At 32.9% G+C, this 26642-nt stretch carries 31 protein-coding genes; 9 read left to right on the top strand and 22 right to left on the bottom strand.

Annotated elements, in window-relative coordinates; translation table 11 throughout:
* Positions 1–587: 587 nt before the first annotated feature.
* From atwA to METIG_RS02345, 7 genes are all read right to left on the bottom strand, one after another.
* Complete coding sequence (gene atwA / locus METIG_RS02375) at positions 588–2186, bottom strand: methyl coenzyme M reductase system, component A2 (protein WP_013798648.1); 1599 nt, start codon at positions 2184–2186, stop codon at positions 588–590.
* Between the two features lie 13 nt (positions 2187–2199).
* Positions 2200–2592, bottom strand: a complete 393-nt coding sequence (locus METIG_RS02370; RefSeq protein ID WP_013798647.1) for a DUF134 domain-containing protein — start codon at positions 2590–2592, stop codon at positions 2200–2202.
* 22 nt (positions 2593–2614) lie between these two features.
* Entirely contained in the window at positions 2615–2950 is a 336-nt protein-coding gene (locus tag METIG_RS02365) for an MJ1244 family protein (RefSeq protein ID WP_013798646.1), read from the bottom strand.
* Between the two features lie 11 nt (positions 2951–2961).
* On the bottom strand, positions 2962–3285 hold the full coding sequence (locus METIG_RS02360) for an MJ1244 family protein (protein WP_013798645.1): 324 nt from the start codon (positions 3283–3285) through the stop codon (positions 2962–2964).
* A gap of 133 nt (positions 3286–3418) precedes the next feature.
* A complete protein-coding gene (locus METIG_RS02355) occupies positions 3419–3634 on the bottom strand; it encodes a FeoA family protein (RefSeq protein ID WP_013798644.1) in 216 nt (71 codons plus the stop codon).
* 227 nt (positions 3635–3861) lie between these two features.
* Entirely contained in the window at positions 3862–4503 is a 642-nt protein-coding gene (radB, locus tag METIG_RS02350; RefSeq protein WP_013798643.1) for a DNA repair and recombination protein RadB, read from the bottom strand.
* Between the two features lie 357 nt (positions 4504–4860).
* The gene (locus METIG_RS02345; RefSeq protein ID WP_013798642.1) at positions 4861–6117 is read right to left on the bottom strand and encodes a tRNA(Ile)(2)-agmatinylcytidine synthase; all 1257 of its coding nucleotides are present in this window, start codon (positions 6115–6117) and stop codon (positions 4861–4863) included.
* 122 nt (positions 6118–6239) lie between these two features.
* Between METIG_RS02345 and METIG_RS02340 the strand changes: the two genes are divergently transcribed.
* Entirely contained in the window at positions 6240–7583 is a 1344-nt protein-coding gene (locus METIG_RS02340) for a phosphomannomutase/phosphoglucomutase (protein ID WP_013798641.1), read from the top strand.
* A gap of 61 nt (positions 7584–7644) precedes the next feature.
* Here the strand turns inward: METIG_RS02340 and guaA are convergent, their stop codons facing one another.
* Together guaA and METIG_RS02330 are read right to left on the bottom strand one after the other, a co-directional pair.
* A complete protein-coding gene (guaA, locus tag METIG_RS02335; protein WP_013798640.1) occupies positions 7645–8577 on the bottom strand; it encodes a glutamine-hydrolyzing GMP synthase in 933 nt (310 codons plus the stop codon).
* Between the two features lie 272 nt (positions 8578–8849).
* Positions 8850–9182 (bottom strand): UPF0058 family protein, encoded by a 333-nt coding sequence (locus METIG_RS02330; RefSeq protein WP_013798639.1) that lies wholly within the window; start codon positions 9180–9182, stop codon positions 8850–8852.
* Between the two features lie 178 nt (positions 9183–9360).
* On the opposite strand from METIG_RS02330, the gene METIG_RS02325 reads away from it, so the two are divergent.
* Positions 9361–10629 (top strand): UbiD family decarboxylase, encoded by a 1269-nt coding sequence (locus tag METIG_RS02325; RefSeq protein ID WP_013798638.1) that lies wholly within the window; start codon positions 9361–9363, stop codon positions 10627–10629.
* Positions 10630–10856: 227 nt separating this feature from the next.
* Here METIG_RS02325 and fwdC read toward each other — a convergent pair whose 3' ends face one another.
* The 6 genes from fwdC to METIG_RS02295 all read right to left on the bottom strand — a co-directional run bounded on the left by fwdC (position 10857) and on the right by METIG_RS02295 (position 15757).
* Positions 10857–11678: a tungsten-dependent formylmethanofuran dehydrogenase subunit FwdC gene (fwdC, locus tag METIG_RS02320; protein ID WP_013798637.1), complete on the bottom strand. Its 822-nt coding sequence runs from the start codon at positions 11676–11678 to the stop codon at positions 10857–10859.
* Between the two features lie 73 nt (positions 11679–11751).
* On the bottom strand, positions 11752–13455 hold the full coding sequence (gene fwdA / locus METIG_RS02315; RefSeq protein WP_013798636.1) for a tungsten-dependent formylmethanofuran dehydrogenase subunit FwdA: 1704 nt from the start codon (positions 13453–13455) through the stop codon (positions 11752–11754).
* 86 nt (positions 13456–13541) lie between these two features.
* The gene (fwdD, locus tag METIG_RS02310) at positions 13542–13928 is read right to left on the bottom strand and encodes a tungsten-dependent formylmethanofuran dehydrogenase subunit FwdD (protein WP_013798635.1); all 387 of its coding nucleotides are present in this window, start codon (positions 13926–13928) and stop codon (positions 13542–13544) included.
* A gap of 55 nt (positions 13929–13983) precedes the next feature.
* Positions 13984–14223 (bottom strand): ATP-binding protein, encoded by a 240-nt coding sequence (locus METIG_RS02305; protein WP_013798634.1) that lies wholly within the window; start codon positions 14221–14223, stop codon positions 13984–13986.
* A gap of 35 nt (positions 14224–14258) precedes the next feature.
* Entirely contained in the window at positions 14259–15317 is a 1059-nt protein-coding gene (gene fwdF, locus METIG_RS02300) for a tungsten-dependent formylmethanofuran dehydrogenase subunit FwdF (RefSeq protein ID WP_013798633.1), read from the bottom strand.
* A 2-nt stretch (positions 15318–15319) separates the two neighbouring features.
* Positions 15320–15757, bottom strand: coding sequence for a 4Fe-4S binding protein (locus METIG_RS02295; RefSeq protein ID WP_013798632.1), 438 nt, complete (start codon positions 15755–15757; stop codon positions 15320–15322).
* 405 nt (positions 15758–16162) lie between these two features.
* On the opposite strand from METIG_RS02295, the gene METIG_RS02290 reads away from it, so the two are divergent.
* Positions 16163–17980: a YgiQ family radical SAM protein gene (locus METIG_RS02290; protein ID WP_013798631.1), complete on the top strand. Its 1818-nt coding sequence runs from the start codon at positions 16163–16165 to the stop codon at positions 17978–17980.
* Positions 17981–17983: 3 nt separating this feature from the next.
* Here the strand turns inward: METIG_RS02290 and METIG_RS02285 are convergent, their stop codons facing one another.
* Both METIG_RS02285 and METIG_RS02280 read right to left on the bottom strand, forming a co-directional pair.
* Positions 17984–18370: a CGGC domain-containing protein gene (locus METIG_RS02285; RefSeq protein WP_013798630.1), complete on the bottom strand. Its 387-nt coding sequence runs from the start codon at positions 18368–18370 to the stop codon at positions 17984–17986.
* Between the two features lies 1 nt (position 18371).
* Positions 18372–18614, bottom strand: coding sequence for an MTH895/ArsE family thioredoxin-like protein (locus tag METIG_RS02280; RefSeq protein ID WP_013798629.1), 243 nt, complete (start codon positions 18612–18614; stop codon positions 18372–18374).
* 176 nt (positions 18615–18790) lie between these two features.
* On the opposite strand from METIG_RS02280, the gene METIG_RS02275 reads away from it, so the two are divergent.
* From METIG_RS02275 to METIG_RS02260, 4 genes are all read left to right on the top strand, one after another.
* Positions 18791–19726: a transposase gene (locus METIG_RS02275; RefSeq protein WP_013798476.1), complete on the top strand. Its 936-nt coding sequence runs from the start codon at positions 18791–18793 to the stop codon at positions 19724–19726.
* A 114-nt stretch (positions 19727–19840) separates the two neighbouring features.
* Positions 19841–20170, top strand: coding sequence for a NifB/NifX family molybdenum-iron cluster-binding protein (locus METIG_RS02270; protein ID WP_013798628.1), 330 nt, complete (start codon positions 19841–19843; stop codon positions 20168–20170).
* A gap of 4 nt (positions 20171–20174) precedes the next feature.
* A complete protein-coding gene (locus METIG_RS02265) occupies positions 20175–20969 on the top strand; it encodes a nucleotide-binding protein (protein ID WP_013798627.1) in 795 nt (264 codons plus the stop codon).
* A 1-nt stretch (position 20970) separates the two neighbouring features.
* The gene (locus METIG_RS02260) at positions 20971–21780 is read left to right on the top strand and encodes a nucleotide-binding protein (protein ID WP_013798626.1); all 810 of its coding nucleotides are present in this window, start codon (positions 20971–20973) and stop codon (positions 21778–21780) included.
* On the opposite strand, the gene METIG_RS02255 is transcribed toward METIG_RS02260, so the two are convergent.
* The 3 genes from METIG_RS02255 to METIG_RS09505 all read right to left on the bottom strand — a co-directional run bounded on the left by METIG_RS02255 (position 21773) and on the right by METIG_RS09505 (position 24354).
* On the bottom strand, positions 21773–22711 hold the full coding sequence (locus tag METIG_RS02255; protein ID WP_013798625.1) for a radical SAM protein: 939 nt from the start codon (positions 22709–22711) through the stop codon (positions 21773–21775). The two genes, METIG_RS02260 and METIG_RS02255, sit on opposite strands and share 8 nt — an antisense overlap.
* A gap of 102 nt (positions 22712–22813) precedes the next feature.
* Positions 22814–24178 (bottom strand): vWA domain-containing protein, encoded by a 1365-nt coding sequence (locus METIG_RS02250; protein ID WP_013798624.1) that lies wholly within the window; start codon positions 24176–24178, stop codon positions 22814–22816.
* A gap of 14 nt (positions 24179–24192) precedes the next feature.
* A complete protein-coding gene (locus tag METIG_RS09505; RefSeq protein WP_172632602.1) occupies positions 24193–24354 on the bottom strand; it encodes a hypothetical protein in 162 nt (53 codons plus the stop codon).
* A gap of 310 nt (positions 24355–24664) precedes the next feature.
* Between METIG_RS09505 and METIG_RS09685 the strand changes: the two genes are divergently transcribed.
* The gene (locus METIG_RS09685) at positions 24665–24793 is read left to right on the top strand and encodes a hypothetical protein (protein ID WP_281033958.1); all 129 of its coding nucleotides are present in this window, start codon (positions 24665–24667) and stop codon (positions 24791–24793) included.
* Here the strand turns inward: METIG_RS09685 and METIG_RS09390 are convergent.
* Positions 24744–25016, bottom strand: a complete 273-nt coding sequence (locus tag METIG_RS09390) for a hypothetical protein (protein WP_013798622.1) — start codon at positions 25014–25016, stop codon at positions 24744–24746. The two genes, METIG_RS09685 and METIG_RS09390, sit on opposite strands and share 50 nt — an antisense overlap.
* A gap of 53 nt (positions 25017–25069) precedes the next feature.
* Positions 25070–26194, bottom strand: coding sequence for an AAA family ATPase (locus METIG_RS02240; RefSeq protein WP_013798621.1), 1125 nt, complete (start codon positions 26192–26194; stop codon positions 25070–25072).
* 194 nt (positions 26195–26388) lie between these two features.
* Here METIG_RS02240 and METIG_RS09210 point away from each other — a divergent pair, with 194 nt between their 5' ends.
* A complete protein-coding gene (locus METIG_RS09210; RefSeq protein ID WP_013798620.1) occupies positions 26389–26598 on the top strand; it encodes a hypothetical protein in 210 nt (69 codons plus the stop codon).
* The last annotated feature ends 44 nt before the right edge of the window (positions 26599–26642 follow it).

The following is a 26642-nucleotide window of genomic DNA, read 5'->3' as shown; positions in this document are numbered from 1 at the left end:
GCAAATAAGTAGTAATATTGCCCTGTTTGATTTGAATACTAAAAAATCCCCCAAAATCAACCATTAAAAAAGTAAAAAATCTTAAAATGTGTTTTATCAAATAAATCGCATCAGCTAAAAGAAGCAATTAAGTGGCAGATTTGTTAAAAATATTAAATGTTTGCCATATTGGTTTTAAAAGGGGGTCTGTCCAACGTGAACAATCATAGACAAATGTCCACGTTGGACTTGGATGTCATCAGCCTCAGTTCCCTCTGGGTTCATCGGGAACATATCATCGGTCTCCATCCCTGTCACGGGGACCCCAGCTCCGCCCATAGGTTTAACACTCAGTAAAGTCCGCCTCCTTAGGTCTCCAGTATCCACCTTCATCAGAGGCATCATCCTTATATTTACATGTATATAAACTCATATATAAAAATTTCGAAAACGAAAATACATTAATGTCCACATTCGTCAATGAAAAATTAAACAGTTTCAAACGGCATTTTTATAAGCATTATGTGGGATTGTTTAAATATCTCTCAGAGTTAAAACATACAAAAGTATCAGTTGAAATATACAGATGAGCCTAATTTTAAAGTTTCTTATTGATGCCCAAGCATTTCTTCTTTTTCTTCTTCTGTTAATATCTTAACTATTTCTTCTGGTTTTCCAATTTTTACAATTTTACCGTTTCTCATTAATGCTGCTCTATCACAGACATTCAATACAAAGTCCATATCGTGAGAGACAATTATGTATGTTTGATCTAATTCCATTCTTGATTTATGGATGGACTCTGCAACAGTATTCCTTGTAATTGGATCCATTGTCCCTGTTGGTTCATCTAAGATAACAACGTGCGGCTCTCTAATTAAGACTTGTGCTAATGCAACTCTGTGTCTCTCCCCAACACTCAATTCTTTTGGATATTTTTCAAGTATTGCCTCTGCCTCTTCTTCGGAGAATCCAACTGATGTTAATACGTGAATTGCCTTCATTCTTGCAAATTCTCCAGGCAATTCTAAACCAATGGATTCAGTTAAGTTGTATAAAACTGTCCTGTGTGGATATAATGCATATTCCTGATATAGAATACCTATATATCTCTTAACTCTTCCCCTGTGCATTGGTCCTGGTTTTGTCATGTCAATCCATTCATCCCCTAACCTGAAGAAGTATTTACCCTTTGATGGAGGTAAAACCCCGGCAATGATTTTTGACAGTGTTGTTTTTCCTGCTCCACTAAGCCCAACAAGACCAAATATTTCCCTTTCGTTTATTGTTAAAGTCACCCCATCAACTGCCTTAACAACCCCTCTTTCAACTGAACAGTATTTTTTCTCAATATTTTCAAGTTTTATTATCTCATCCTTAATCTCAACACCTTCAAATTTCTTAAATTCAGTTACTGTTTTCATGAATTCATTAACAACTTCCTCAGCACTACCTTGCATCTTAATTTCTCCTTTCTCAAGCCAGATTGCCTTTTGAGCAAGTTCGGCAATAACCTCTGGCCAGTGAGAGGTAATAACCATTGCTATATTTTTATCTATAACCAATTTTTTCAATGCATCGTGAACCAACTTAGCGGTTTGTGGGTCAAGTGTCCCTGTTGGTTCATCAGCAAGGAATATAAACGGATGTTTTGCTATCTGTCTTGCTAAAACAACCCTCTGCTTTTCTCCACCACTTAAATCCCTTGCAATATGTGTTATCCTATGCTCTAACTTAACCATTTTAATTAATTTTAACGCATAATCTATTGCTTCGTTTCCTTCATATCCGGCACTGTAAAGGGACTCTAAGATGTTTTCAATAACTGACTTTTCCCCATACAATGCAAAAGTTCTCTGAAGCATGATAGCAATTTTTTTCTTTAGGTTGTATGTGTATTTCTTATCATTCCAAAAATCAACAGTTATCTTTTCAAATGTCCCTCCACACTTACATTTTTCTCCTTCTTTTGATGGGACATCAACATATCCACATTTTGGACATATTGAAACATGGTAGATTATTTGTCCTTCAGTTGGCTCATAGCCTTCCATTCCCCTTAGCATGTGCAACAATACCGATTTTCCAGCACCACTCTTCCCCAAAATACCTAAGACCTCTCCCTCTCTGAGTTCAAAACTTATATTTTTAAGCACTACATTATCCCCAAATGCCTTCGAGACATTTTTTACTTCCAACAATAACATAAAAACCACCTTTTTATTCTTCATGACTTTCAAATACTTCACAAGGTTTTAGCCTGAATCTGCAGTATTTGTATTTTCCACACTTTTCATCAAATTTGCATTCTCTTATTTTATAATACCCGCCTTCTATCCTTATGCCTTTTCCATTAATCAATGCATCTGCAATTTTCTTTCTTGCCGATTTTAGAATATTCCAAAACACCCTCCTTGAAATACCCATTGCCCTTGCTGCTTCTTCATGCTCATATCCCAATAAGTCCACTAACCTTACTGCCTCTAATTCATCAACCTCCAATCTTATTATTTCTAAATCCTTTACTGGAATACCTTGTGGTTTAAATACTTTTAATTTTGGTTCTTCTGATATCAAACGTGGAATTTTTGGTCTTCCTCTTCTAAATCTCATAAATATCACAACTATTGTAGCATTATTCTTTATCAGGCATATTCACTTTAATGTCTTCAATTGGGATTTCAATTATTGTATATTTATCATTTGCCAACCTATCATGAATAACCTTTTCTAAGGTTTCAACACTTTCTGTATTCAACACCGTTCCTATCAAAATGGCATTTTCAGATAAATCATTGATAATTTTTACCGCACTTTCGGGGTCTTCATTCAGCAAAAATCCCTTCCAGTCCTGTGGGGACATACCTTTGTAGTCATACAAGAAAAACCCTGTAATACCCCCTTCAGTCAGTGCATTTATTGCTTTTCCCAAATCTTCACTCCTAATGAATAGATAAACAAGAACTTTCATGATACCTCCTCTTACCTTTTTTTGCAGGTGTTAATTTTTATTTTGTTTATTGGTATTTTTATTATTGTGTATCTTTCGTTTGCCAGTTTTTCTTCAATTATATCCTCCAAAATTTTTGCCTTCTTTTTATCTATAACAGTTTTGATAATTATAGCATCGTTCAATTCTCTAATGGCTTCCACAACCTCATCCAAATTTTCTAATATTACTTTGAATTTTTTTGGTGATATACCTTTGCATTCATGAAGGAAAAACCCTGTAATACCTCCCTCAGTCAGTGCGTTTATTGCCTTCCCAACATTATCTTTTTCAACGAATAATTTAAACAGTAACATAATCAATCACCAAAACCTACATTCACATATGTGCAAAAATATGTATAAATACATTATATAAATATGCATAGTAGTTGATACAATTTAGTTAAATTTTAATAACACTTTTATGAAAGTGTATTGTTTGCACATTTTACTCCACAACTATCTTACTTGCCATCCCCCTACCAAGTGCTATTTTAGTATTTCCAACTCTAACCAATATAGGCCCACAATCTCCAGAATTTATCAGCGTTATTCTCTTTCCTGGGCAAATACCTAACTCATAAAACCTCTGCTTACATCCATGACCCCCTAAGATATCCTTAACCACATAAACTCCTGGTTTTTTATCTAACAATGTTTCCATGATTTCCCTCTTTTAGTCGATAATCTCAATACCTTTATTAACAACTACTTATTCAATTTAGAGAGTTTTGTCACTGACTATAATATACGGCAAAACCTATGGGTTTTGCCATTAATTTCAAATAGTAGGTTATTCTTTTTTAAAATTTGAAATAACTTGTATAGCCCTTAAAAAATTTATTGCAGTTATATCTCAAATTCTAACGCACACGACTATAATTGTTAATCTTAATCAATAATTTCAATTCCCCTATCAACAATTTTAAACCTAACTTTTTCACCTTCCTTTGCATATCTATGCTTTTCCAATATTGCCTCCCTGTATTGCTCGTATTTTTCAATTCTTACAATGGTCTTGCTCCAATACTCTAAAATCCTTCCTCCAGTTGCCTCAAATCCATCTAATGTATCTCTAATTTGGTTGGTTATTAGTATTGCTAAATCATTCTTTTTTGCTACTTTAAGTAGATTTAAGATTTGCCTACCCAAAATTCTATTTAACCTTGCGTTTTTATTTACATCATCACTCAACTCTAACCTATACAAAGATGCAATACCATCAACAACAATTAAACCAACATTATTTAATAGTGGGACTTTTTTCTCAATGACCTCAGTTTGCTCTTCAAAATCATAGGGTTCATATATTATCATATTCTTTAAAATATCCTCAAAATCATTGGGGCAAATTTGTTTTATCCTTTCTAAGGATAAACTTCCCTCAGTATCAATATAAACTACTTTTTTTCCTTTTTTTATTGTGTTTATTGATGATATTATGCAGATGTTTGTCTTTCCTGCTCCAGGAGGGCCATAAAGTTGGGTTATCGTTTTCTTCTCAATTTCTCCCTTTAAAATATTCTTCAGCATGCAGATCACTTGTTTTATTTATTTTGGTAAAACTAAAAAATTCATTCAAAACCAAATAAATGAAATTTAGGATTAGATAGTCTGTTTTGATGAAACCAAACTTTTTCTAAAAGTTTCTTTTAAAAGATTTCATTTTGGGATAAAAATGGTTCAATGTCATCTTGAATATCATTTTGCAGAGTTCAAACTTTTCCGAGAGAATGCTGAGCGAAGTGAAGTATGGTACATTATAATAAAATTTTAGTTCATGGCTAAACGCTAATTTAAAATTAATTATTGGTTTAAATATATCATTAAAAAATTCGCACACAACCCTATCCTACCCTATTTGGATGAAACCTTTTTAAAAGGTTTCAATTAGAATAACAAAATTGGCTTGCTTAAATGCCTTCTTGCAGATGGTGGAACTTCATAAAAGCCCTCTGTAATGTCTCTCTCAACTTCAATCAACTTTATCTCATCATATTTTATAACTTTCCCACATTTTCTGCATTTATAGCCTCCTTTTTTTCCTTTTGCCTTTAAAGTTCCTCCACATTCACATTTTTTGTCTTTTGTGTATTTTTTAGCCAGTTTAATTATTTTTAATTTTTCTATATTTATTTCAAATGGTTTTTCTCTAACAGTCCCATAAACTCCAACTAAATCCCCAACTATCAACTTCCTAACAATGTTTCTGAATTTTTTGGTTGGTTCATAGGCAATGCAGTCAATTTCTCCCGTACCATCACTTACTCTAAACACTACATGTCCTCCAGGTAAGTTTTTTGGTTCTTTGACAACCTTTCCATAAACAATTACACCAGTGTTTGGGTAGATATCCTTTATTTTCATATATCTCAAATGCACATCAGTTCCTTGATTGGTTTTGAATATCATATACCTGTCTATCTCCTCGCTCTTTATCATTTTCATTGCTTCTATTAGGATGTCCTTATCTATTCCTCTTATTCCATAAAGGACTGGACATTTTGTGTGTGGGGCTATTATTGATTTGCCTTCATCATAATCTACATTGTTAAAGGTAAAGGGAAATGTTTTCTCATCCATTTCAAATACTGATTTTTCATCCACAAATCTCTCTTTTCCCCAATTTTCTCTCTTTCTATATGCCAAGAGTTCATAAGTGTAGGGAGGATTTGATGATATCGCTCCTAATGCTCCTATTATGCCATATCCCTTTTTGTATTTAATATACTCAGCATTGATTTTTTTCAAAATACTTTCAACATAATCTATTGATACGATATCATAAAGAACCTTTTTGTAATAACTATTTAGTAAATCTTTGTTTTTTGCATAATTCTCTTCATCCAAAAAAACAATTCCAGGGTTTGTTGTTTCATATTCAAAATCTGCATAATTTTCCACATATTCAATAACAATATCTTTTATTTCCCTTTTCTCATTATCGCTTAATTTTTTGTCTTCAATTATCCTTATAGATACTCCACCGTTTCCCCTTGTTTTATATTTAACCGTTGGATTCATTCTTATCAATTTTGGCATTTCAACATTATACCCCATTTCTTTGAACTTTTCAACCAGTAATGTTGCTATGTATGTTGTGCAGTATTTATTTGGGCTGTCTGTATCGTCTATCCCAATGAACAAGTTATCACCTTCATGAGTTAAATGTTAATGTTATATATGCATCAAATACATAATGTTAATTAATACAGTCCCTTAAAATTGAATTTAGAGTTATTTCTTTCAAATATTCGGAGGGGTTAATTTTGGTATTTAAAGCATATGATATAAGGGGAATTTATGACAAAGAGTTAAATGAGAAGTTTGCATATTCTTTAGGGAGGAGTATTGGCAGAGAATACAACGGCAAAGAAATTTTAGTTGGAATTGATGTAAGAATGGGCTCGAAGGCATTGGTTAAACCATTTATTTATGGACTTTTGGAAGAGGGGTGTAGAGTGAGGTATGCAGGAGTTATCTCAACACCTCTAATGTATTTTGGAACAAAAGATAATTATGATTTGGGGATTATTTTAACTGCTTCCCACAACCCTCCCCAATACACTGGATTTAAGATGTGCGATAAAGATGCAATTCCACTATCACCAATCGAAAAAATTAAACCAATATTTAAAAATTACGAGCTAAATGAAGAAACTACTAAGGAAATTGAGGATATTGATTTGGAAAAATTAAAAGTTGATATTATTGAGAGTTATAAGAAGTTTTTCTTAAAGAGATGTGAAAAATCAGATAAAAAAATAACTGTTGATTTTGCAAATGGTGCAACAACTATTGCTGAAAAAGAAATATTAAACGAGTTGTTTGAGGATAAAGTTTTCATAAATGACTATCCTGACGGAACTTTCCCTGCCCACCAACCAGATACATTAAAAATGGAATGCCTAAAGGATATAATTAAAGCAGTTAAAGAAAATAATTCTGATTTAGGAATTATTTTTGATGGAGATGGAGATAGGATTGGTATTATAGATGAAGAAGGTAATGTTTTGCAGGGAGATATTTTAACAGCAATTATTGCAAAGGAAATTTTAAAGGAATATGAAAATACAAAAATAATATATGATTTGAGGTGTAGTAAGATAGTTCTCGAAACCATTGAGAAATTTGGGGGCGAGGGTGTTAAGTGTAGAGTAGGACACTACTTCATAAAAAAACTTATGCATGAAATTGATGCCGTCTTTGCTGGAGAGTTGAGTAATCACTTCTACTTTAAGGAGATTGGTTATTTCGAAAGCCCATTGTTAGCATTAAATTACATACTAAAGGCAATGGAAGAAGAAGGTAAAAAACTCTCAGAAATAGCAAAGGAATACAAAAAATACTTCCATAGTGGAGAGATTAACTTTAAAGTAAAAGACCAAAAATACATTATGGAAAAGATAAAAGAAAGATACAAAAACTGCAAAATTGAAGAGATTGACGGTATATCAATTTATTGTAAAGATTTTTGGTTTAACATTAGACCTTCCAATACTGAACCACTTTTAAGGTTGAATTTGGAAGCAGAAAAAGAAGATATAATGAAGGAGAAGGTTGAAGAAATAAGGAAGTATATCGAAGAGTTAAATAAAGATGCTAAAATATAAATTTAGATGTATCAATTATGCACCACACTCAATAAATATAAGAGAGGATTTTTAAAAAGTTTCATTCGAATTCTATGGTTGCTGGTGGTTTGTCTGTTATGTCTAACACAACTCTCGCTACATTTGGAATTTCTGATGTTATTCTTTTGCTTATTCTCTTCAAAACATCCCATGGAAGTTCTGGAACATGGGCAGTCATTGCATCAATGGATTTAACGAATCTTAAAGCAACAATCCAATTGTAATCCCTAATATCTCCCTTAACTCCTGTTGCTTTTGTATCTAAAACTGCAGCGAAATATTGCCATAATTCCTTATCCAATCCTGCTTTCTCTATTTCCTCCTCAACAATAGCATTTGCCTCTCTACAGATGTTTAATTTTTCTTCTGTAATTTCTCCCAAAATTCTAACTGCTAAACCTGGCCCTGGGAAAGGTTGCCTATGGACAATTTTATCTGGTAATCCTAACTCTTTTGCTACCAACCTGACTTCATCCTTATACAAATCTCTCAACGGCTCTACGACCTCTAAAACCATTCCTCCAGGCAGTGCAATGTTGTGGTGGGTTTTTATTTTCCCTTCACTCTCAATCCAATCTGGTGCTATGGTTCCTTGAACTAAAACTTCCTCCCCATTCTCCCTTGCAACTTCCTCAAACACTTCAATAAATACTCTTCCAATAATCTTTCTTTTTTCTTCTGGGTCTGTAACTCCTTTTAATGCATTTAGGAACCTATCTTTTGCATCAATACATTTGAAATTCAACCCTAACTGGTCTCTGAAAATTTTTGTTACCTCTTCCGGTTCTCCTTTTCTCATCAATCCAGTATCAACAAAAACTGCCAAAAGTCTATCTCCGATTGCTTTGTGGGTTAATACTGCTGCAACTGAACTGTCTACTCCTCCACTTAGTGCAATAATTGCCTTTCTGTTTCCAATTTGTTCTCTTATTTCTTTTATACTTTCCTCAATAAACTTCTTTGGATCAAACATACTCTACCTCCTAAATTTTTAAAACATTAAAAAACAATTAAACATTTATTTATTTAAATTTATTATAAATATTGGGAATATTTAATTTTAAATAAAATTATTCTTAAGTTCTTTTTTATGAAAACTTTTTTAAAAGTTTCGTTTAGAGTTTCTTTTAGAGTTTTCTTATAAAAAGCTAAGAGGCACTACCGAGCGAAGCGAGGTAGTGCATCCCTTTGATGAAATCGAAGCGAAGCTTCGAGCTGCAAAACCGACAGGTTTTGCTTAATTTTTTAAAAGTTTCGTTTAGAGTTTCGTAATTTTTTGCCCTTATTGCTTTTGGTTCTTTTATTATTCAAATATTTAAAGGCATTTTCTGCCAATCTCCTGGCTAAATTTTCAGGCACTTTTTCGCCATTTTTAGATAGAATTTCTGCAATGCTTGCAGAGAGTAGAAAAATTGCCGCTCTTTGTTCAACTTTTAGTTTGTGGATATAATGGGGTTTTATATCTAACTTCTCATAAATCCTTAAATACTCTGAATCACAATTATCATTGTCATCAAGTAATTCCCTAACGACGTGAACAAAAAATTGATGTAATTCCATTAGTTGTTCTTTGTGCATTGTATCCCCATTTTACAATGAGTAATTAGGTTAAATATTTTAATATTTTGAAATCGAATATTGAACCCAATTTCATCGATTTCTGTAAATAATACAAACTTAAAATTAGTTGAGAAGGTATATATATTTTTAACTCCAACGTGCAATATTTCAACATATATTTTTAATAGGTGGAAAAATGCTTAGGGAATTAATAAATGAAATAAATCCAATTGTTGTTGAAAAGGCATCAAAGAAATTTGGAGTTTCAAGGATATTAAAGAAATACGATGGACAACCAGTTTATATAAAAGATGTTGATGGATACGAAGTTATAGGTAACCTCTGCAATAGAGAAGTGTTGGCCAAATCTTTGGGGATAAAGAAAGAAGATTTGATGATGCACATTTTAAAGGCAATGGACAATGAGAAAGAAGGAAAGTTGGTTGTTGATAAGTCATTAAAAAACAAGTATGTTGAGGATGATTTGGATAAATTAAAAGAGTACCCAATACCAACATACTACGAAAAAGATGCTGGACCATACATAACTTCTGGTGTTGTTATTGTTAAAGATGAAGATTTTGGCTATAATGCATCAATTCATAGGATTTTAGTAAAAGATGAGCATTTAGTCATTAGGATGGTAGAGCAAAGGCATCTCCACTACTTATATACAAAAAATATGAAAGAGAAGGACGAAATGGATGTGGCAATTGTTATAGGTGTGCATCCTGCTGTTCTTTTAGCAGCAAGTACATCCGCAGATATAACATTTGATGAGTTGAGATTTGCATCTGCGTTGATGGGAGAGCCGTTGAAGGTTATGGAGTGCGATAATGGATTGTTAGTTCCAGAGGGAGAATTCATCATTGAGGGAAAAATAACAAAAGACATGGAGGATGAAGGTCCTTTTGTAGATATAACTGGAACTTATGATATTGTTAGAAAGCAGCCAGTGATAAAAATAACTTCCCTAAAAAGAAAAGAAAAACCTATCTTCCATGCTCTATTACCAGGAGGAAAAGAGCATAGGTTATTAATGGGGATGCCACAAGAGCCGAGGATTTTTAAAGGTGTAAGAAATGTCGTTCCAACAGTGAAGAATGTTGTTTTAACTGAAGGGGGATGCTGCTGGCTTCATGCAGTTGTGCAAATTGAGAAAAAGACAGAAGGGGATGGGAAAAACGCTATATTAGCGGCATTGTCTTCTCACCCAAGTTTAAAGCACGTGGTTGTTGTAGATGAGGATATAGATATTTACGATATTAATGATGTCGAATTTGCAATTGCTACAAGGGTTCAAGGGGATGAAGATATAATTATCATTAGGGGGGCAAAAGGTTCATCATTAGACCCGTCATCAAACCTCGAATACAAAACAACAACAAAAATTGGTATAGATGCAACAATAAGTTTTAAAAAAGATAAAAGCCACTTCATTAGGGCAAAAATTCCAGACGAATAACTTAAATTTATTTTTTAGGGCGTGTATTAAATATTATAGGTTTTTGTTTTTAATTAATCAATTTTTAGGGTTATTTGGATAGAAAGTTAGAGAAAAAGAAAAATAACTATTTAGTTAAAATTAGAATACGAGTCATGCATAATTTTATTTAGCAAGAATTATTTATAAATTTAAATTATAAATATATATAATCAAAATATAAAATTTATAAAAAAGAGGATTTTAGTTTAAATTAAGTCAGGATTGCTTTCAACGGAGATATATAACTGTCCTTTTGGTTTGTTGTATACATAATCCCCGCTAAACTTGTAGAATTTACCTTTAATTGGTGTTCCTTCGTCCTTTTTAGATAGTTTTATGACTGGATCCTCAACAACTCCCTCAAATTTGAATGATGGGAGGAGCTCTTCAACTTTTCCATAAACAACGATTGCTCCTTTTTTCATCTCTCCACCAACTCTTGCGTCAACATCCCCCTCTATAATTATAATTCCTCCTTCTTGGTGGATTCCCGCCATTAAACCAGCGTTTCCTTTTACGTGAATAACTCCCCCTCTCATGTATTCCCCAATCTCGTTTCCAACATTTCCTTCAACAATGATTTTTCCTCCACTCATACCTCTCCAATCTCCTCTGTATGCAGAACCAACGTAATCTTTTGCATTTCCTTTAATAATTAGCTCTCCACCTTTCATGTTTTGTCCAGCCCAGCTGTCAGCATTACCATTAACAATGATTTTTCCCCCTTTCATCTCACAGCCAACATACATTCCAGCGTCTCCTTCAACAATAATTTCCCCTGTTGTCATCTTTTCTCCAATTCTTTTCAACTTAATGGTGGAGTTTTTGATGATTATTCTTGATACATCAGCATCCTCATTTAACTCAACATCAAATAAATCTTTTAATAAAACTTTTTTGTTTCCTTGTGGCAATTCAATGTTCTTTATTTCATCCAATGTCATGTTTTCTATCTTTTCTGGAATGACAGCATCCATCTCTACTGGAACAATGATATCCTCTTTTAAGGTAAGGATCAACTCCTTCATCATTCTCACCATTTCAATCTTTTAATTTTGAAAAATTTAATTGGAAAATTTAAAAATTATTATTGAGCAGAGTTTAGTTTATGTCTGTTGCATCAATTTTGATAACTTTCCAGCTGTTTGCATAAGCATCTTGGACTGGGTAGTTGTCTAAGTTGATTGAGTAGTATCTTGTGAATTTCTCTCTTAAGTCCTTCATAATTTCTTGCTCTAAGGATTCATCTACTCTAACATCTACGTATATTGTGTCTCCATAGATTTCTTTAACAACTTCTCCATCTTTAACAACAACTTCTCCTTTCTTCAATACATATGAAGCATATCTGAATGCTTTCTCTATTTTCTTACCATCTTTTTCTTCTGGGTTTATGTCATAAATAGCAATGTCCGCATCTGCTCCAACACCAAGGTGTCCTTTCTCTTTGCTTAAACCTAAAACTTTTGCTTGGTTTGCTCTTGTGACTTTTGCTATTTCATATAAGTCATATTCCTTATCATTATCTGCTACATGGCTTCTTTGTATTGCCCACTTGTGGACTTTGTTGTATAACCATTCATCTCTGTATTTTTTGCTCATTAACCATGCAATAACTCTTGGATATCTTGTGAATGGCCCTGCATTTGGATGGTCAGTTGTTAATAATACTTTGTCTGTGTCTGTGTTTAAGAATAAATCCAAACCAATTGCCCATTGGACAGCGTAGACAGGTCCTTTTGGGGAGTAGATGAATGGGACAACCCCTGAACCTGTCTCAAGCTCAACATCACAGTTTGCCCATTTCAAACCATTTGTCATGTGCAAGTCGTATTCCATTGGCCCATCTGCGGTCATTGTTGTTGTTTCATCAAGTGTAACTTGTCCAACATCAATTACAAGGTGGTCGTGCTTGTTCACATACTCAGCAATCTCAACACCTTTACTTTCAAAGTCCTTCCATGAGGTTCCTCCATATGAGTGGAACTGAGTGTGTGTGTTGTAGTATACAGTTTCCCTTTCCCCATATCTTGGTTTTGCTTTGATGCCTTTGACACAGTCCATTGTTGCAAGTGTTGTTTCCCAGTTTCCTGGGTGTCCTAAGTTGTTTGGGTGAACGTGGATTGAGTGAGGTAATCCAAGCATTTCGTTAACTTCTGCAAGACCTCTAACGATTTCTCTTGGTGTTATGTCAAAGTATGGAACTGGGTCATCAATGCTGTGGACGTTTTTACCCCAACCCCATGCTTCTGTTCCACCTGGGTTAACTATCTTTATTGCAAAACCTCTTGCTGCTCTCAAAAGCCATGCTACGTAAGCAGCACATTTTTTAAGATCCCCTTCTTTTAAATATTCAAAGACAAACCAGTTGTTTCCAAATAATGGCATTGCAGCTTTATCTACTTGTGGTGTTTCCATAAATTCTTCATGTACGTGTCTTGCTATTAATGGAGGCATTGCTGCCTCAATAACAGTTGTGTATCCCATCTCTGAGTATTGGTAACCAGTTTTGTATGTTGATGGAACTGAAAATCCTGTCCCAGTTCTTAATCCTTTTTTTGCGTAGATTTCTTTTTTACTATCTTCTGGCCTAAACATTCTACCAATATTAACCTTTGGTCCAGCAACGTGGGTGTGAGAATCAATTCCACCTGGCATTACAACTTTTCCACGTGCATCAATAACTTTTGCACCACTTGAAACATCCTCAACTATTTTCCCATCTTTAACACAAATGTCCATTTTTTCTCCATTTATTCCATTCAAGGGGTCGTAAACAATCCCATTTTTTATAATGTATTCCATTTAACCACCTTCTTTTTAATTTTTTTGATTATTTGGTTTATCAACTCGTTTAGGTATTGCTCAATTTTTTAATAGTTTATTCTAAGTTATTCTAAGTATGTTCTCATTAATTTTGGCATGTCTAAAAATTCCTCATCAGTCTTTTCAATTTCTACTAATACTGGCCCTTTAAGTGATGGCATTGCGGTACTATCCGTTTCTGGACATACTATTTTGTTAGCCCAAGGTCCCATTGGTATATAGACCATTCCTTTTGGCATCGGCTCTCTTGCCTTTTTTGCAAATACAACAACTTCACCATACTCTGATTTTACTTTTATCTTGTCTCCTTCTTTAAGCCCTAAATCTTTCATTTCATCTTCATTTATGTAACAAACTGCAGCTGCTTTAACATATAAATCTAAGTTTTTTCCTGCTTCTATTGCCTCCCCTTGCCAAATAGTTCTTCCAGTATTTAAATAGAATTTTTTCATCTTATCACCTTAATCTAAATCAATTATCATCTCAATCATCTTATAGATCCCACAATTATTTTTCAATGACCAACTTTATTGCATCAACTGGACAAGCCTCAATACATGCACCGCATCCACCGCATAAGTCGCCATTTACTATAGTTACAACTCCATTCTCTACTCTTATAACAACTTCATCAGTTTCCGGTCCTTTTCCTCCCCATGTGTTTGGATCTTTTGCGTTTACAGGGCATGATACAACACAGTTCCCACAACCGTGGCATTTTTCCGGATATACCACTAACTTATACATTTAATCACCTCAAATTTATGTAATTTTGATTATCCTTATTTTGCCAATAATTTTTCAAATGCTTTCTTCCATGCGGTTGCTTTTGTTTCTGTCATGTTAATCTTTGTTCTCTTAACTGTTATTGCACTAACTGGACATGACTTTGCACAAGCTCCACAGAGGACACATAAATCTTGGTTAACTGCCAATCTTGGCACTTTTTGTGCTTTGTCTGCTGGTTTTGGGAATGTCAATGCATTACATGGGCAGATTGCAACACAAGCACCACATGCGTTACATGCTTTTTCATCAATAATGAGTTCTCCTTCAAATGGCTTCTCAACTTTAATTGCATTTACTGGACAAATATTTTCACACCATCCACATGTAACACATAAATCTTTATCAATTGTTGTTTTTCCTTTGATATCTGTGTATAATTTTGGTTTTTCAATTCTCTTAGCCAATGGACACTTGTAACAGATAACCTCTATTGCATCATGTGGACATGCTTTTTCACAAACTTTACAGAATACACATGCATCTGTATCAACAACAATATCCTTTATTGGTTTTGGGCTTAATGAGTTCATGTCGTTTGGAATTAAGTCAATTGCATCTGCTGGACAGTATTCAGCACAAATTCCACAAAGAACACACTTATCTTTGTTTATGCTGATTTCTCCAAGAACCAAGTTCTTTCTTGGTGGTAACTCCCTCTCTACCTCTATAGCACCTTGAGGACAGACAATTTCACACTGTCCACATAATACACAAGTTTCTTGGCTCAATGTTATATTTCTTAATATTTTTGGATATTGTGGAAGTTCTTTTATTGATTTATCGTTGATTTTCAAATCAATAGCGTTGAATGGACATGCACATGCACACATTCCACAGAGAACACAAACATTCCCGTCAATGTCTAATTTTGGAGCGTCAATGTCTCCTTTAGCAATAGCCCCTAAAGGTCCCATTGTAATTGCTTTTGTTGGACAGATATCGTGGCAAATTCCACAACCAACACAGATGTGGTCACTCCATGTTAAAACTCTCTTTTCTACACCCTCTCTTGATATTGTTATGGTTCCGTTGTATTCTTCTTTTATTTGCATGTTCATTCCTCCACAAATTTTAAAGCATTCATAGGACATTTGCTTATGCATTCTCCACATAAAACACAACGATTCTCATTAATTTTTACTTCAATACCTTCTATTGATATTGCCTCACAGCCGAGGCATGCTCCACAGGCAAGGCATTTATCCTTTTCAATTTTTATCTTGGCATTGTAGATAACTTTTATGAGTTTCTTTGCAATATACTTGTCGTTACTTAGAGAGTGGATTATCCTTGCTCCATACTCTACTGGAAGTTCTACTATCACTTCTGAGACTTTCATAACCCTATCTGAAGGATATCTACCGTGAAGGTAGTGGGAAACTATTGACCTGTCCATATTTAAGTACTCTGCAATCTCTTTTTGTAATTTTCCCTCCTTTCTCATCTTCATTGCTACAAGTGCTTTTATCCCTGACAGTATATGCTCTGGCATACTCTCATCTCATGTGAGTCATATTCAACATTATTTTTGAAGTATATAAATAATTCTTCTAATTTCAAATAGAAAATTATATATAATAATGTGTGTTTTGCTCACATATAATTTGAGTGAGGTATTGAAGGTAAAGTGAATACAGCAAAAGTATATAAGACAAAAATTTTTGTTTTTTCAAAGTTGGGAATTTACGGTGGGTATTATAGTTGTTCGCATTAATAATTGGTTATAACCGCTAATAAATTTAAGGGTAGAATAATCCATTTCCTAAAATTAAACACCTGATTTATTCTCCTTTCAAAAAAATTGATGGCAAAACAAGGTTTTGCCGTATAATTTCGCGAACAACTATATGCAACCTTTTTTATAGCTTATAAAACAAAAATTTAAAGAGTGATTTTTATGTTTTTACCAATGAGTAAGGAAGAGATGGATGAAAGAGGATGGGAAGAACTTGATGTTATTATTGTCACTGGAGATGTTTATATAGACCACCCTTTATTTGGAGCATCTGTTGTTGGAAGGTATTTGGAAAAGCATGGCTATAGAGTTGGAATCATATCCCAGCCAGATTGGAGGAATTTGGATGATATAAAAAAACTTGGGAAACCAAACTACTTCTTTGCAGTTACTGCTGGGAACTTGGATAGTATGCTTGCTCACTACACCCCCCAAAAAAGGGTTAGGGACTTTGATGCATGTTCTCCAGAGGGAATAAGAAAAAGACCAGATAGGGCAACAATAGTATATACAAATTTAATCAAGAGGGCATTTAAAGGAGTTCCCGTAGCTTTGGGGGGAATTGAAGCATCTTTAAGGAGATTTGCCCACTACGATTATTGGGATAATGAAGTGAGGAGGAGTATTTTATTGGATGCGAAGGCAGATATCCTAATGTATGGAATGGGAGAAAAGAGCATATTGGCAATAACAAAAGCATTAGAAAGCGGAGAAAATATTAGAGATTTAGAAGTAAATGGGACGGTTATTAGGTGTAATAGAAAAAAAGTGGAAGAATTAAAAGAAAAATATGATATCGTTGAACTACCAAGTTATGAGGATGTCAAAAATGATAAGATAAAATATGCCGAAATGCACAGAAAATTAATGACTATGGATAAAGTGACTATCCAAAGGCATGGAAACCAATATGTTGTCCAATTTCCACCAACTTACTTAACTGAAAAGGAAATTGATGAAATCTATGAACTTCCATTTGAAAGAAAGCCCCATCCATCATACAAATGCCACATTCCTGCAATAGTGCCTGTTCAATTTTCTGTTGTGACGCATAGGGGTTGCTTTGGAGGGTGTTCATTTTGCTCAATATTGTACCATCAAGGTAAGGTAATTCAAAGCAGGAGTGAGAAATCAATATTGAATGAGATAAAGAGACTCCTCAACCATGAGGATTTCAAGGGAGTTATTCAAGATGTCGGAGCTCCAACCGCAAACATGTATAAAATGGGTTGTAAAAAGGGAATTGCCCACAAATGTCCAAAAAACTGCCTATATCCTGAGCCGTGTGAGAATTTAAACTTATCCCACAAACCTGTAATTGATTTACTCAAAAAAATAAGGGATTTAGTTGGAGATGATGTTAGAGTTTACGTACGTTCTGGAATTAGGTATGATTTGGTGATGTATGATAAGGAATATGGGAGGAAGTATTTGGAAGATATTTGCAAATACCACGCCTCTGGGAGATTGAAGGTTGCTCCAGAGCATATATCCAAAAACACTTGCCAAGCAATACAAAAACCAGATGGAAATTTGTTCAAAAGGTTTTTGGAAGAATATAGGAAAATTGCAGAGGAAGTTGGAGGGACAAAAGAAGTCCTTCCATACTGGTTAATTGCCCATCCAAATTGCAGGATAAAGGACATGATTAAACTTGCAGAGTTTATACATGAATATAAATGCTATTCAAGACAAGTTCAGGTCTTCACACCAACACCTATGACATTATCAACAACAATGTATTATAGTGGGATAAACCCATTAACAATGGAAAAAGTTTATGTACCATACACATACAGAGAAAAAAAGATTCAAAAAGCCATTTGCCTTTATAGAGAAAAAGAAAACTGGGAGAAGGTACTTGAGGGATTTAAAGAAGTAGGTTATAAGGGCATTATTTACAAATGGATAATGGAGCAAAAATTAAAAGAAAAGGAAAAAGAAAAGAAAAACAAGAAAAAATTAAAAAAGAAAATTTAACATTTATTCTTTCTTGTCTCCACATGTGCAAACAACTTCTCCTTTTTTAACTAATGTGTGTGTTCCAAATACAATAGGAACTTCCAATTCTTCCATCAATTTCTTTGCTATTTCTTCAAAGTTTATATATGGGCATTTTGGTTCTAATAAAGAGCAATTCGCTATGTGGATTGCCTCGGCATTGCATGCATTTTTTAGCATTTTAATTCTCATTGGGAATCTCTTTCCTGGACATCCCCCGCATGTTGTAAACGCAACTAACTCAACATCCTTGTATCTCTCAAATGCTCCACTTTTTTCATTTATTGCTTTAAAGCAAGATACACATGCCTCTTTTCCAGGACATCCCATTTCAACCATTTTTTGGCATGCGATAATTGCTACTTTCATTTTATCCCCCCAAATAATCTTTCAGTTCTTTTTTAATTTCTTCAACAGTAGGAACTTTTCCTTCAAAAACTATCTCATCATCAAATGCAACCCCTGGAGCAACAAATATCCATTCAGAAATCTCGTTTATGTCAGTAACTTTAACTATCTCTGCATCTATGCCAAGTTCTTCAACTGCCTTTTTAACATTCTCGTATGTTTGATTGCATTTTGGACATCCAGTTCCAAACACTCTTATTATCATAACTACCACCCAAATAGACATTTTTCTAACCAATATTTAAACCTTTCGATATATCAATTAATTTCAATGTTTTTAAAATATATTTAAATGTTTAAATGTTATATATTTGAATATGTAGAACAATATTGAGAGGTTGTCGAAAAATACGAATACTATAAATAATAGTAATAATAATTATGAGCGGCAGAAAAACCAAAAGAAAAGGATACTGGAAAGCCTACGATAAGAGGTTTAAGATATTCAATATTAAGTACACTTATGATTTTGTTTCATTTATTATAAATATTTTACTTCCATATAAAGAAAAACGCAAAGTAGGAAGGCCTTTAGCTATAAGTTACAATGAATATATAGCTACTCTAATAATAAAACACATTTTTAGAATTAGTTTAAGAGATTTAGAAACTCTTTCCGATTATTTACATAAAAAGCATATAGATAGCTCCACATACGGAAAAGCTTTTCAGAGGATTAAAATAAGCGATTTAACTAAAATAATCGTTGGATTACACTTAATTATTGCTAATTCGTTAAAATCATCGGTTATAATTTACATAGCTGATTCCACTGGAGTCCATTTATTAAGAGTGTATTGTGAAAGAATCAGAGTTGTGAATAATGAAATAAAAAAGGTAAAGTATCGGGTTTTTGACAAAATGCACGTATTAGCTTGCTATTATAAAGATTATGGATTAATTTCGATTGTTATGGTAAAATGGGATAATGGATATAGTTCAGACAGTAAAAACTTACTAAAAATGATAAAATCTTTAGATTTTGTGAAAGGTGCGATAATATTGTTGGATGGTGGTTACGATGATGAAGATTTACTTAGAGAGTTGTTATCCATAGACCTCATTCCAATAGTTAAAACAAAAGAGTTTAAATGGGATTACGGTATTTCTAAAATCAGAAAGAAAGTTAAAAAATTGTTTGATAAGAAACTGTATAAAATTAGAGGGGTAATAGAAGCGATATTTGGAGGGCTAAAAACTAAATTTAGATTAACTCTAAATGAAAAACTACCTGAAAGTAGATGTAGAGCTACTTTAGCAGTAGCAATCGTTCATAATATTTTAACACTAATGAGAGTTATTAGTATTAGAGAGTAATATTTAAATTCATTGATGAAATAATTTTTCGACAACCTCCAATATTGAGTAAACTTTATATAATTTACCACATAAGTGTATTTTATCTAAAAATATTGTTTCAATAGGGATATTATGAAAATAGCAATACCGACAGAAAATGGAAAAATTTCTCCACACTTTGGAAGATGTGAGGAATTTGTTATTGTAGAAATTGAAGATGGTAAAATAAAAAATAAAGAGATAGTAGAAAATACTGCTCGTGGAGGAATGCATGGAGTAGGGACAACTGCAGCATCCATTGTTGGAAATTACAATGTAGATATTTTAATAGTACAGAATATAGGACCAAAGGCATACGATGTGTTTAAAAAATTGGGTATTGATGTCTATAAATGCAATACATCATCAATTGATGAGTGCGTTAAATTATTCTTAGAGGGAAAATTAGAGAAATTTGAGTGAAAGCATGATAGTGGCTATAACTGGTGGAAAGGGAGGTACTGGGAAATCTACTTTATCAGCAAATCTATTTTTTTATTTTATGGAAAATTATTCAACTGCATTAGTTGATTGTGATGTTGAGACACCAAATTTGGAATATTTAGTTAGTGAGGATTTAAAATTTGCAAAGGAGGTTTTCATTGAAATTCCTGACATAAGAGAAGGGATAAGTTATAATTACAACAACGTTTGTAAGGAAGGTGCATTGCTAAAAATAAATGATAAACTCATATTTATTGAGGAGTTATGTAGTGGATGTAAGGCATGTGGCATAAAAACAAACATAAAATTTAAGAAAAAAAGCATTGGGAAAATTTATGAAAAGAAATTTGATGGTAGTTATTTAATCGTTGGAAAATCAAACATTGGGATAACTAAAACAAGTAAAATTGTAGATGAAACAAAGAAATATGCTCTATCAAAAAATTGTGAAATTAATATTATAGACACTGCCGCTGGGATACATTGTAATGTTGTAAGGGCATTAATTAACTCAGATAAGGTTCTTGTAGTTACAGAACCAACACCATTTGGAATTTCAGATGCAAAAAGGATAATAAAAATTATTGAAAAGTTAAAAATCCCATACAAGATTGTTTTAAATAGATATGGAATCAACAATTTAAATGTTGAGTATGATTTTAAAATTCCTTATGATAAAAGGATTGTTGAAACCTACTGCAAAGGAGAGGGTTTTTTGAAGTATAGTGATTTGAAGAAAGATATTGAAGAGATAGCAAATTGGATTATTTGGGGATAAGATGAAAATAGGTATTGTTTCAGGAAAAGGTGGGGTAGGAAAATCATCCATCTCAACATCCTTAGCAAAACTCTTCTCAAGAGAGCTAAATATAATTGCATTGGATTGTGATGTCGATGCACCAAATTTCAATTTAATGTTTGATGTTAAAGATAAGAAGTTAATAGAAGTGATTTATCGTGACTTGTATAAAATAAATGAAAACTGCACATTTTGTGGAAAATGCCAAGATATTTGTAAATTTGGTGCTATTGAGGAATATAAAATAAATCCAATACTATGTGAAGGATGTGGGGCTTGTGAATTGATATGTGAATATAATGCAATCGAACCAATTAACCATGAGAGTGGCTACATTTATGAAGGAAATTGTGGCTTCCCATTGATATGGGGAGAGTTGGAACCTGGAGAAAGTGGAAGTGGAAAAATTATAGAGCACATAAAGAGACATGCTAAACAATATAAATCTGAATTGGAAATTATTGACGGCCCTCCTGGTGTTGGATGTCCATTGTTTGCCACGGTTAAAGATATTGATTTGGCATTGTGCATAGTGGAGCCAACAAAATCAAGTGTTAATGATTGTTTAAGATTAATTGAAACATTGAGATTTTTTGGAATAGATTATTTAATTGTTGAAAACAAAAAAGGCATGAACAGCATAGATTATCCATTTAAAATCTTCCATTCAATTCCTTACGATTTTGAAGTGCCAAAATTAATTGCAAATAAAATTTTGCTTTGTGATGGTAATGGAAAGGCATCAAAGGCAGTAAAAGAGTTATATGAAAAATTAAAAGAGTTTATTTGATTTTGATGAAGTAGTATTTTTTCCCATCAATTTCAGTGCATTCTAAATTTTCACTATTTTTTAATGCATATAAATACTTTCCAACCTCTGAAACATGCAATCCTAAGACATTAGCTAAATCTTCAACAGTGCATGGTCTTATTTTTAATATTGAGGAGATTCTTTCAAGGAAGTTAGAGTTTAATGATTCTTTATACTTCTTTTTACATGTTTCTATTATGTATGCTTTTTCTCCAAGTATTTCTTTAATTTCTTTTAGCCTTCCATAACTAACTTTTTTTGCATATTTCTCGCATGGTGGTCTTATTGGTGTGTTTATTTCAATATTATTTGGGTTTATTTTATCAATTATTTCTTTGAGTTTGTATATGACTTCATTATCATCGTTTATTCCTTCCAATACCATCAATTCGATATTTAAAATGGTTTCTTTTGCCACTCTTCTAAATTTAATCAAGCCATCAACAACATCTTTAAGTTTTATTTTTGTTCTATGGATTTTTTCAAACGTTTCCTGGTTTGTTGAGGTCAATGTTGCAGAAACCAAATCTGTTTCTTTTAATGCGTTTCTAACCTTTTTATATTTTAACAATGATGAGTTGGTTATAACGCAAATTGGGATGTTAAATTCTTTCAATCTTTCAATTGCATCTTTTAAATATGGAGAGAGTGTTGGTTCTCCACTTCCAGCAAAGGTGATGTAATCAATACCTCTACAATTATCAACTATCTTTTTAACCTCATTGTAAATATCCTCATCCGTTGGAAACTTTTCTAATATTTCTTTTGGAATCTCTTTTGGAGAACTAACTAAATACCTTGTTCTTCCAAGTTGGCAGTAGATGCAATCAAAGGTGCATGTATAATAAATTGGATCTATCCCTAATGATAAACCCAATCTTCTTGATGGGACTGGACCATAAACTATCATTTTCCCACTTTCAAAATTTCTTAGTAAATACTTTACTATTCATTTAATTTTTGAGAAACTTTAGTATTTAGTATTTATAGTACATAAATCCACAAAAACATTTTACAGCTTTCTAAATACTTTTTTAGCCTCTTCATCAGTCAAATCAAAAACCTTTACAAACTCGTCTGAAATTTTCTTTATTGTTTCAGTTGGATACGTCTCAATAAAGATGGATATCAATTTTAATTTTTTATCTTTTTTAAAATCATCCAATTTTTTTAAGAATTCATCACTAACTTCTGCATATCCATCGGTGATCAATACAACATCTGCGTTATCAAAACCTTCCTCTATCATCTCCATTGCACATTCTAATGGTAGTTCAAAATTTGTCCCTCCCCCATAATACAATGATGCCAACTCCAAAATGTCATCAATGGAAATATCTTCAAATATCCTCTTAAACCTCACATCATCATCAAATGCAATATAACCAAATTTCCTCTTTTCCCTTTTTGCTATCTCTATTATTGATAAAGCTACGGCTTTCCCCCAAATTTCCCTCTCCCCAAACATAGAACCGCTGTGGTCTAATAAAACAATAATTGGGCCTTTATTCTTTTTAACCTCATTATCCAAATCATAGGTTAGGAGTTTTTTATCCACAAATTTCCTTAAAAAATCAAGGTATAAAACTTCATCAGAAAAATTAACAAGTTCTTTTGGTAATAAATGCTTCAAGTCATCCCCTATTTTTATCGAATAAATCTCCCCACTGTAATGCTTTATCTTTGATTTGTATTCATTTATCGCTATGAATTTTAATTTTCCAAGTTTTTTAATGATTTTGTGCAAGTTTTTATTTTCCAAGATTTTTGATGCCAATTTTATTCTCTCTTCTGGATTTAAGGCATTTTTATTTCCCTTTCCACTACCCCAAGAAGACACTGCATTCATCCCATTTATCGTATCTTCAATGTCCTCAGAGATTTCTTTTAATGAATTTTTGGCAACATCTTTTATTTTTGACACGAATTCATCAAGTTCTGCATTTTCACCTTCGCTATCTAAACTTATGCCTTCACTATTTCCTTTTTCTTTATTTTTAGCTCTTTCAGCAAGTTCTTTATAGACATTTTGGAGTTTTAATGATTTAATGTTCTCAAAAAACCTCTCAAGGAACATATTGGTTGCCATTCCTGCATTAACTTCATCCAATTCAGTCATTAACTTTGTCTTCTCATATTCAATTGACTTCATTCCACTTTCAAGGATGATTTTGTTTATTTTAAATTCCTCCTCAACAACTTCATTAAATTCAACAACATACTTAAAAAAAGCATAAAATGTATCCTCTGCCAATTTTTCATGTAATGGACTGAACTGGCTATAATTTCTCAAAAGTGCCTTTAGGTATCTGTTATTTTTTAGGAAACTTTCAAATGCCTTCTTGTCGTAGGCATCATGAACGATGACATTTTTCATAACTTACACCAAAATTACTTTCTGATTAGGGAATATTCCTCACAAAATTCGATTCTATTGCTTTCTTCATAATAGGTTATGTAAAGACTGGTATTATTTTTCTTAAACACAAGGAGATATTTATTTGAGAATGTTGGATGGTAAGTTTTGCTATACTTATAACCATTATTTTCCAAATGATTTTTTATAATTTTAATGTTATCTTTTGTTATTGGTCTTTTAACAACATAAGTCAATGTTATTCTTGGATAATGACCTACAACAGTAATATCAACCCCATATAATTTTGCCGTTTGAAACTGTTTAATTTTTCATTGACGAATGTGGACATTAATGTATTTTCGTTTTCGAAATTTTTATATATGAGTTTATATACATGTAAATATAAGGATGATGCCTCTGATGAAGGTGGATACTGGAGACCTAAGGAGGCGGACTTTACTGAGTGTTAAACCTATGGGCGGAGCTGGGGTCCCCGTGACAGGGATGGAGACCGATGATATGTTCCCGATGAACCCAGAGGGAACTGAGGCTGATGACATCCAAGTCCAACGTGGACATTTGTCTATGATTGTTCACGTTGGACAGACCCCTCTCCTAAGATTGGCTTTATGAAGTTGTTCATTCTTAGGACATTTTTTCCGTAGGAGATATTGTTAATTTCTAAGGTATCGTCGTATATCTTAAATTCTGAAACCCTACTATAGTTCAAAGGATATTCGTCCCACTTTTCAAATCCATAATTTAATAAAACATATGAAGCAATCACGATTGTCATTCCAAGGGCAATACCAAGAGAAAAATATTTGGTTTTAATGTCATTAATGCTTTTTTCCATGTTTTTCCCCCACATAAGAAGTTAATTTTAAAATTTGGTATCTTTTTAAGGATTTAATTTTTCAAAAGACCTTCTACATAATTTTTTAGCCCTTCTGCTTCCTTTAAAACCTCCTCCACGAATTCAGATGGTTTCCCATTCTCTTCTGCCTTTCTTTTAACATCTTTTAAAGTTATGGCAATGCTATTTATCTTTCCAAGAATTTCAAGAACTTTTCTGTATTCAATGCCTCCAAGTGGTAGCCTATCTTTGTTTATCTTCTTTAATTCTCCCATTAGAGCATCTAAAATTTCCCTCTGCTCCAGAGCAAAGCCAGAGAAGTGATTTGAGATTTTGAAAATGGTTATTGACACCTTATAAAACTCATTCGGCTCATCCCAGTATATATGCCTTAAAATATCTAAATCATTCTCATCTGCATTATCCTTCCCATTTAAAAAAGCATAAGCCTTAACTGCTTTAACTGATTTCTTAAATCTTCTATCAGAAATATAGATGCCTTCATTCTCCAACGTCATTTTAATGTCTATTAGATATCTCTTTATGTTAGATATATCAACCTTCTCTATCTTTTCTCTCAATTTTTTTATTTCATCTATGTCCATTGTTGTTTTTGGTTTATAATTCTCATTTAAATCAATTAATTTTTCAAGATTTAGCATAGATTTTATTCTATCTACTTTCTTCCTAAACAAAAACCTATCGTAAAATGCTAATAACTCGTTTTCCTCTGGTAGTTCATTAGATGCTCCGAACAAACTTATCAAGGGCACTTTTTGGATAACATCTCCATTGTGGTAAATTCTCTCATTCATTATTGATAATAATGCATTTAATATACTACTATTTGCCTTAAAAATCTCATCTAAGAAGGCAATTTCAGCATTTGGCAAATAATTCTCTGTCTTCCTAACGAATCTATCGTTTTCCTTGAGTTCTTTAATGCTTAATGGGCCAAATAACTCATCCTCTGTTGAAAACCTCGTTATAAGCTTTTCGAAGTAATTGGCATTTATATGGGATGCAATTGCCCTAATCAATTGCGATTTAGCAACTCCTGGATTTCCTAAGAAAATGCAGTGTTCATTTGCAATTAACGCAGTTAAAGCAATATCGATTTCTTCCCTTCTTTCTAAGAAATAATCATTAAGTTCTCTTCTGATTTCTTGTAGTTCCATTTTTTCACCAAATTGTTTAAGATAATTTTTTATTTTTTGATGAGTGTAATTTATGGTAAATAATACTAAGATAATCGCAAATATAGTTGTTTGCCGTTCAAAACTGTTTAGTTTTTTGTGGGTATTTGTGAGTATATATATGTTTATGAGTTTTCGATATATTTATATAAGACTTTATAAAGATAAGAATATAGATGGGTGGCTCTGGGGTCATCTCGGAGCGAAGCGACGAGAACTTAAAAACCGTTAGGTTTTTATGTCCACGACAGGGGCAGAGACACTCTCGTGTGGCTGATGACGCCCAAGTTCAATATGGGTATTTACTCACCAATACCCATATTGGACAGACCCCTTACTTCTTTAGCCTTTATTTGGAATTTTATGTTGGTTTATTGTTCTTTTAAAAAAATAAATGGCAAAACAAAGTTTTGCCGTATAAAATTGGCAA

It is taken from the genome of Methanotorris igneus Kol 5, assembly GCF_000214415.1.
Classification (GTDB): Archaea; AGJL01; Methanococci; order Methanococcales; family Methanococcaceae; genus Methanotorris; species Methanotorris igneus.
This window is presented reverse-complemented; position numbering and strand designations above follow the sequence as displayed.

Excerpts from the sequence above, each read along its gene's own strand:
- atwA (WP_013798648.1), bottom strand. The coding sequence starts at position 2,186 with ATGTTATTGTTGGAAGTAAAAAATGTCTCGAAGGCATTTGGGGATAAT.
- METIG_RS02370 (WP_013798647.1), bottom strand. The coding sequence starts at position 2,592 with ATGAGATTTAGAAGAGGAAGACCAAAAATTCCACGTTTGATATCAGAA.
- METIG_RS02365 (WP_013798646.1), bottom strand. The coding sequence starts at position 2,950 with ATGAAAGTTCTTGTTTATCTATTCATTAGGAGTGAAGATTTGGGAAAA.
- METIG_RS02360 (WP_013798645.1), bottom strand. The coding sequence starts at position 3,285 with ATGTTACTGTTTAAATTATTCGTTGAAAAAGATAATGTTGGGAAGGCA.
- METIG_RS02355 (WP_013798644.1), bottom strand. The coding sequence starts at position 3,634 with ATGGAAACATTGTTAGATAAAAAACCAGGAGTTTATGTGGTTAAGGAT.
- radB (WP_013798643.1), bottom strand. The coding sequence starts at position 4,503 with ATGCTGAAGAATATTTTAAAGGGAGAAATTGAGAAGAAAACGATAACC.
- guaA (WP_013798640.1), bottom strand. The coding sequence starts at position 8,577 with ATGTTTGATCCAAAGAAGTTTATTGAGGAAAGTATAAAAGAAATAAGA.
- METIG_RS02330 (WP_013798639.1), bottom strand. The coding sequence starts at position 9,182 with ATGCACAAAGAACAACTAATGGAATTACATCAATTTTTTGTTCACGTC.
- METIG_RS02325 (WP_013798638.1), top strand. The coding sequence starts at position 9,361 with ATGCTTAGGGAATTAATAAATGAAATAAATCCAATTGTTGTTGAAAAG.
- fwdC (WP_013798637.1), bottom strand. The coding sequence starts at position 11,678 with ATGAAGGAGTTGATCCTTACCTTAAAAGAGGATATCATTGTTCCAGTA.
- fwdA (WP_013798636.1), bottom strand. The coding sequence starts at position 13,455 with ATGGAATACATTATAAAAAATGGGATTGTTTACGACCCCTTGAATGGA.
- fwdD (WP_013798635.1), bottom strand. The coding sequence starts at position 13,928 with ATGAAAAAATTCTATTTAAATACTGGAAGAACTATTTGGCAAGGGGAG.
- METIG_RS02305 (WP_013798634.1), bottom strand. The coding sequence starts at position 14,223 with ATGTATAAGTTAGTGGTATATCCGGAAAAATGCCACGGTTGTGGGAAC.
- fwdF (WP_013798633.1), bottom strand. The coding sequence starts at position 15,317 with ATGCAAATAAAAGAAGAATACAACGGAACCATAACAATATCAAGAGAG.
- METIG_RS02295 (WP_013798632.1), bottom strand. The coding sequence starts at position 15,757 with ATGCCAGAGCATATACTGTCAGGGATAAAAGCACTTGTAGCAATGAAG.
- METIG_RS02290 (WP_013798631.1), top strand. The coding sequence starts at position 16,163 with ATGTTTTTACCAATGAGTAAGGAAGAGATGGATGAAAGAGGATGGGAA.
- METIG_RS02285 (WP_013798630.1), bottom strand. The coding sequence starts at position 18,370 with ATGAAAGTAGCAATTATCGCATGCCAAAAAATGGTTGAAATGGGATGT.
- METIG_RS02280 (WP_013798629.1), bottom strand. The coding sequence starts at position 18,614 with ATGATAATAAGAGTGTTTGGAACTGGATGTCCAAAATGCAATCAAACA.
- METIG_RS02275 (WP_013798476.1), top strand. The coding sequence starts at position 18,791 with ATGAGCGGCAGAAAAACCAAAAGAAAAGGATACTGGAAAGCCTACGAT.
- METIG_RS02270 (WP_013798628.1), top strand. The coding sequence starts at position 19,841 with ATGAAAATAGCAATACCGACAGAAAATGGAAAAATTTCTCCACACTTT.
- METIG_RS02265 (WP_013798627.1), top strand. The coding sequence starts at position 20,175 with ATGATAGTGGCTATAACTGGTGGAAAGGGAGGTACTGGGAAATCTACT.
- METIG_RS02260 (WP_013798626.1), top strand. The coding sequence starts at position 20,971 with ATGAAAATAGGTATTGTTTCAGGAAAAGGTGGGGTAGGAAAATCATCC.
- METIG_RS02255 (WP_013798625.1), bottom strand. The coding sequence starts at position 22,711 with ATGATAGTTTATGGTCCAGTCCCATCAAGAAGATTGGGTTTATCATTA.
- METIG_RS02250 (WP_013798624.1), bottom strand. The coding sequence starts at position 24,178 with ATGAAAAATGTCATCGTTCATGATGCCTACGACAAGAAGGCATTTGAA.
- METIG_RS09685 (WP_281033958.1), top strand. The coding sequence starts at position 24,665 with ATGGAGACCGATGATATGTTCCCGATGAACCCAGAGGGAACTGAGGCT.
- METIG_RS09390 (WP_013798622.1), bottom strand. The coding sequence starts at position 25,016 with ATGGAAAAAAGCATTAATGACATTAAAACCAAATATTTTTCTCTTGGT.
- METIG_RS02240 (WP_013798621.1), bottom strand. The coding sequence starts at position 26,194 with ATGGAACTACAAGAAATCAGAAGAGAACTTAATGATTATTTCTTAGAA.
- METIG_RS09210 (WP_013798620.1), top strand. The coding sequence starts at position 26,389 with ATGGGTGGCTCTGGGGTCATCTCGGAGCGAAGCGACGAGAACTTAAAA.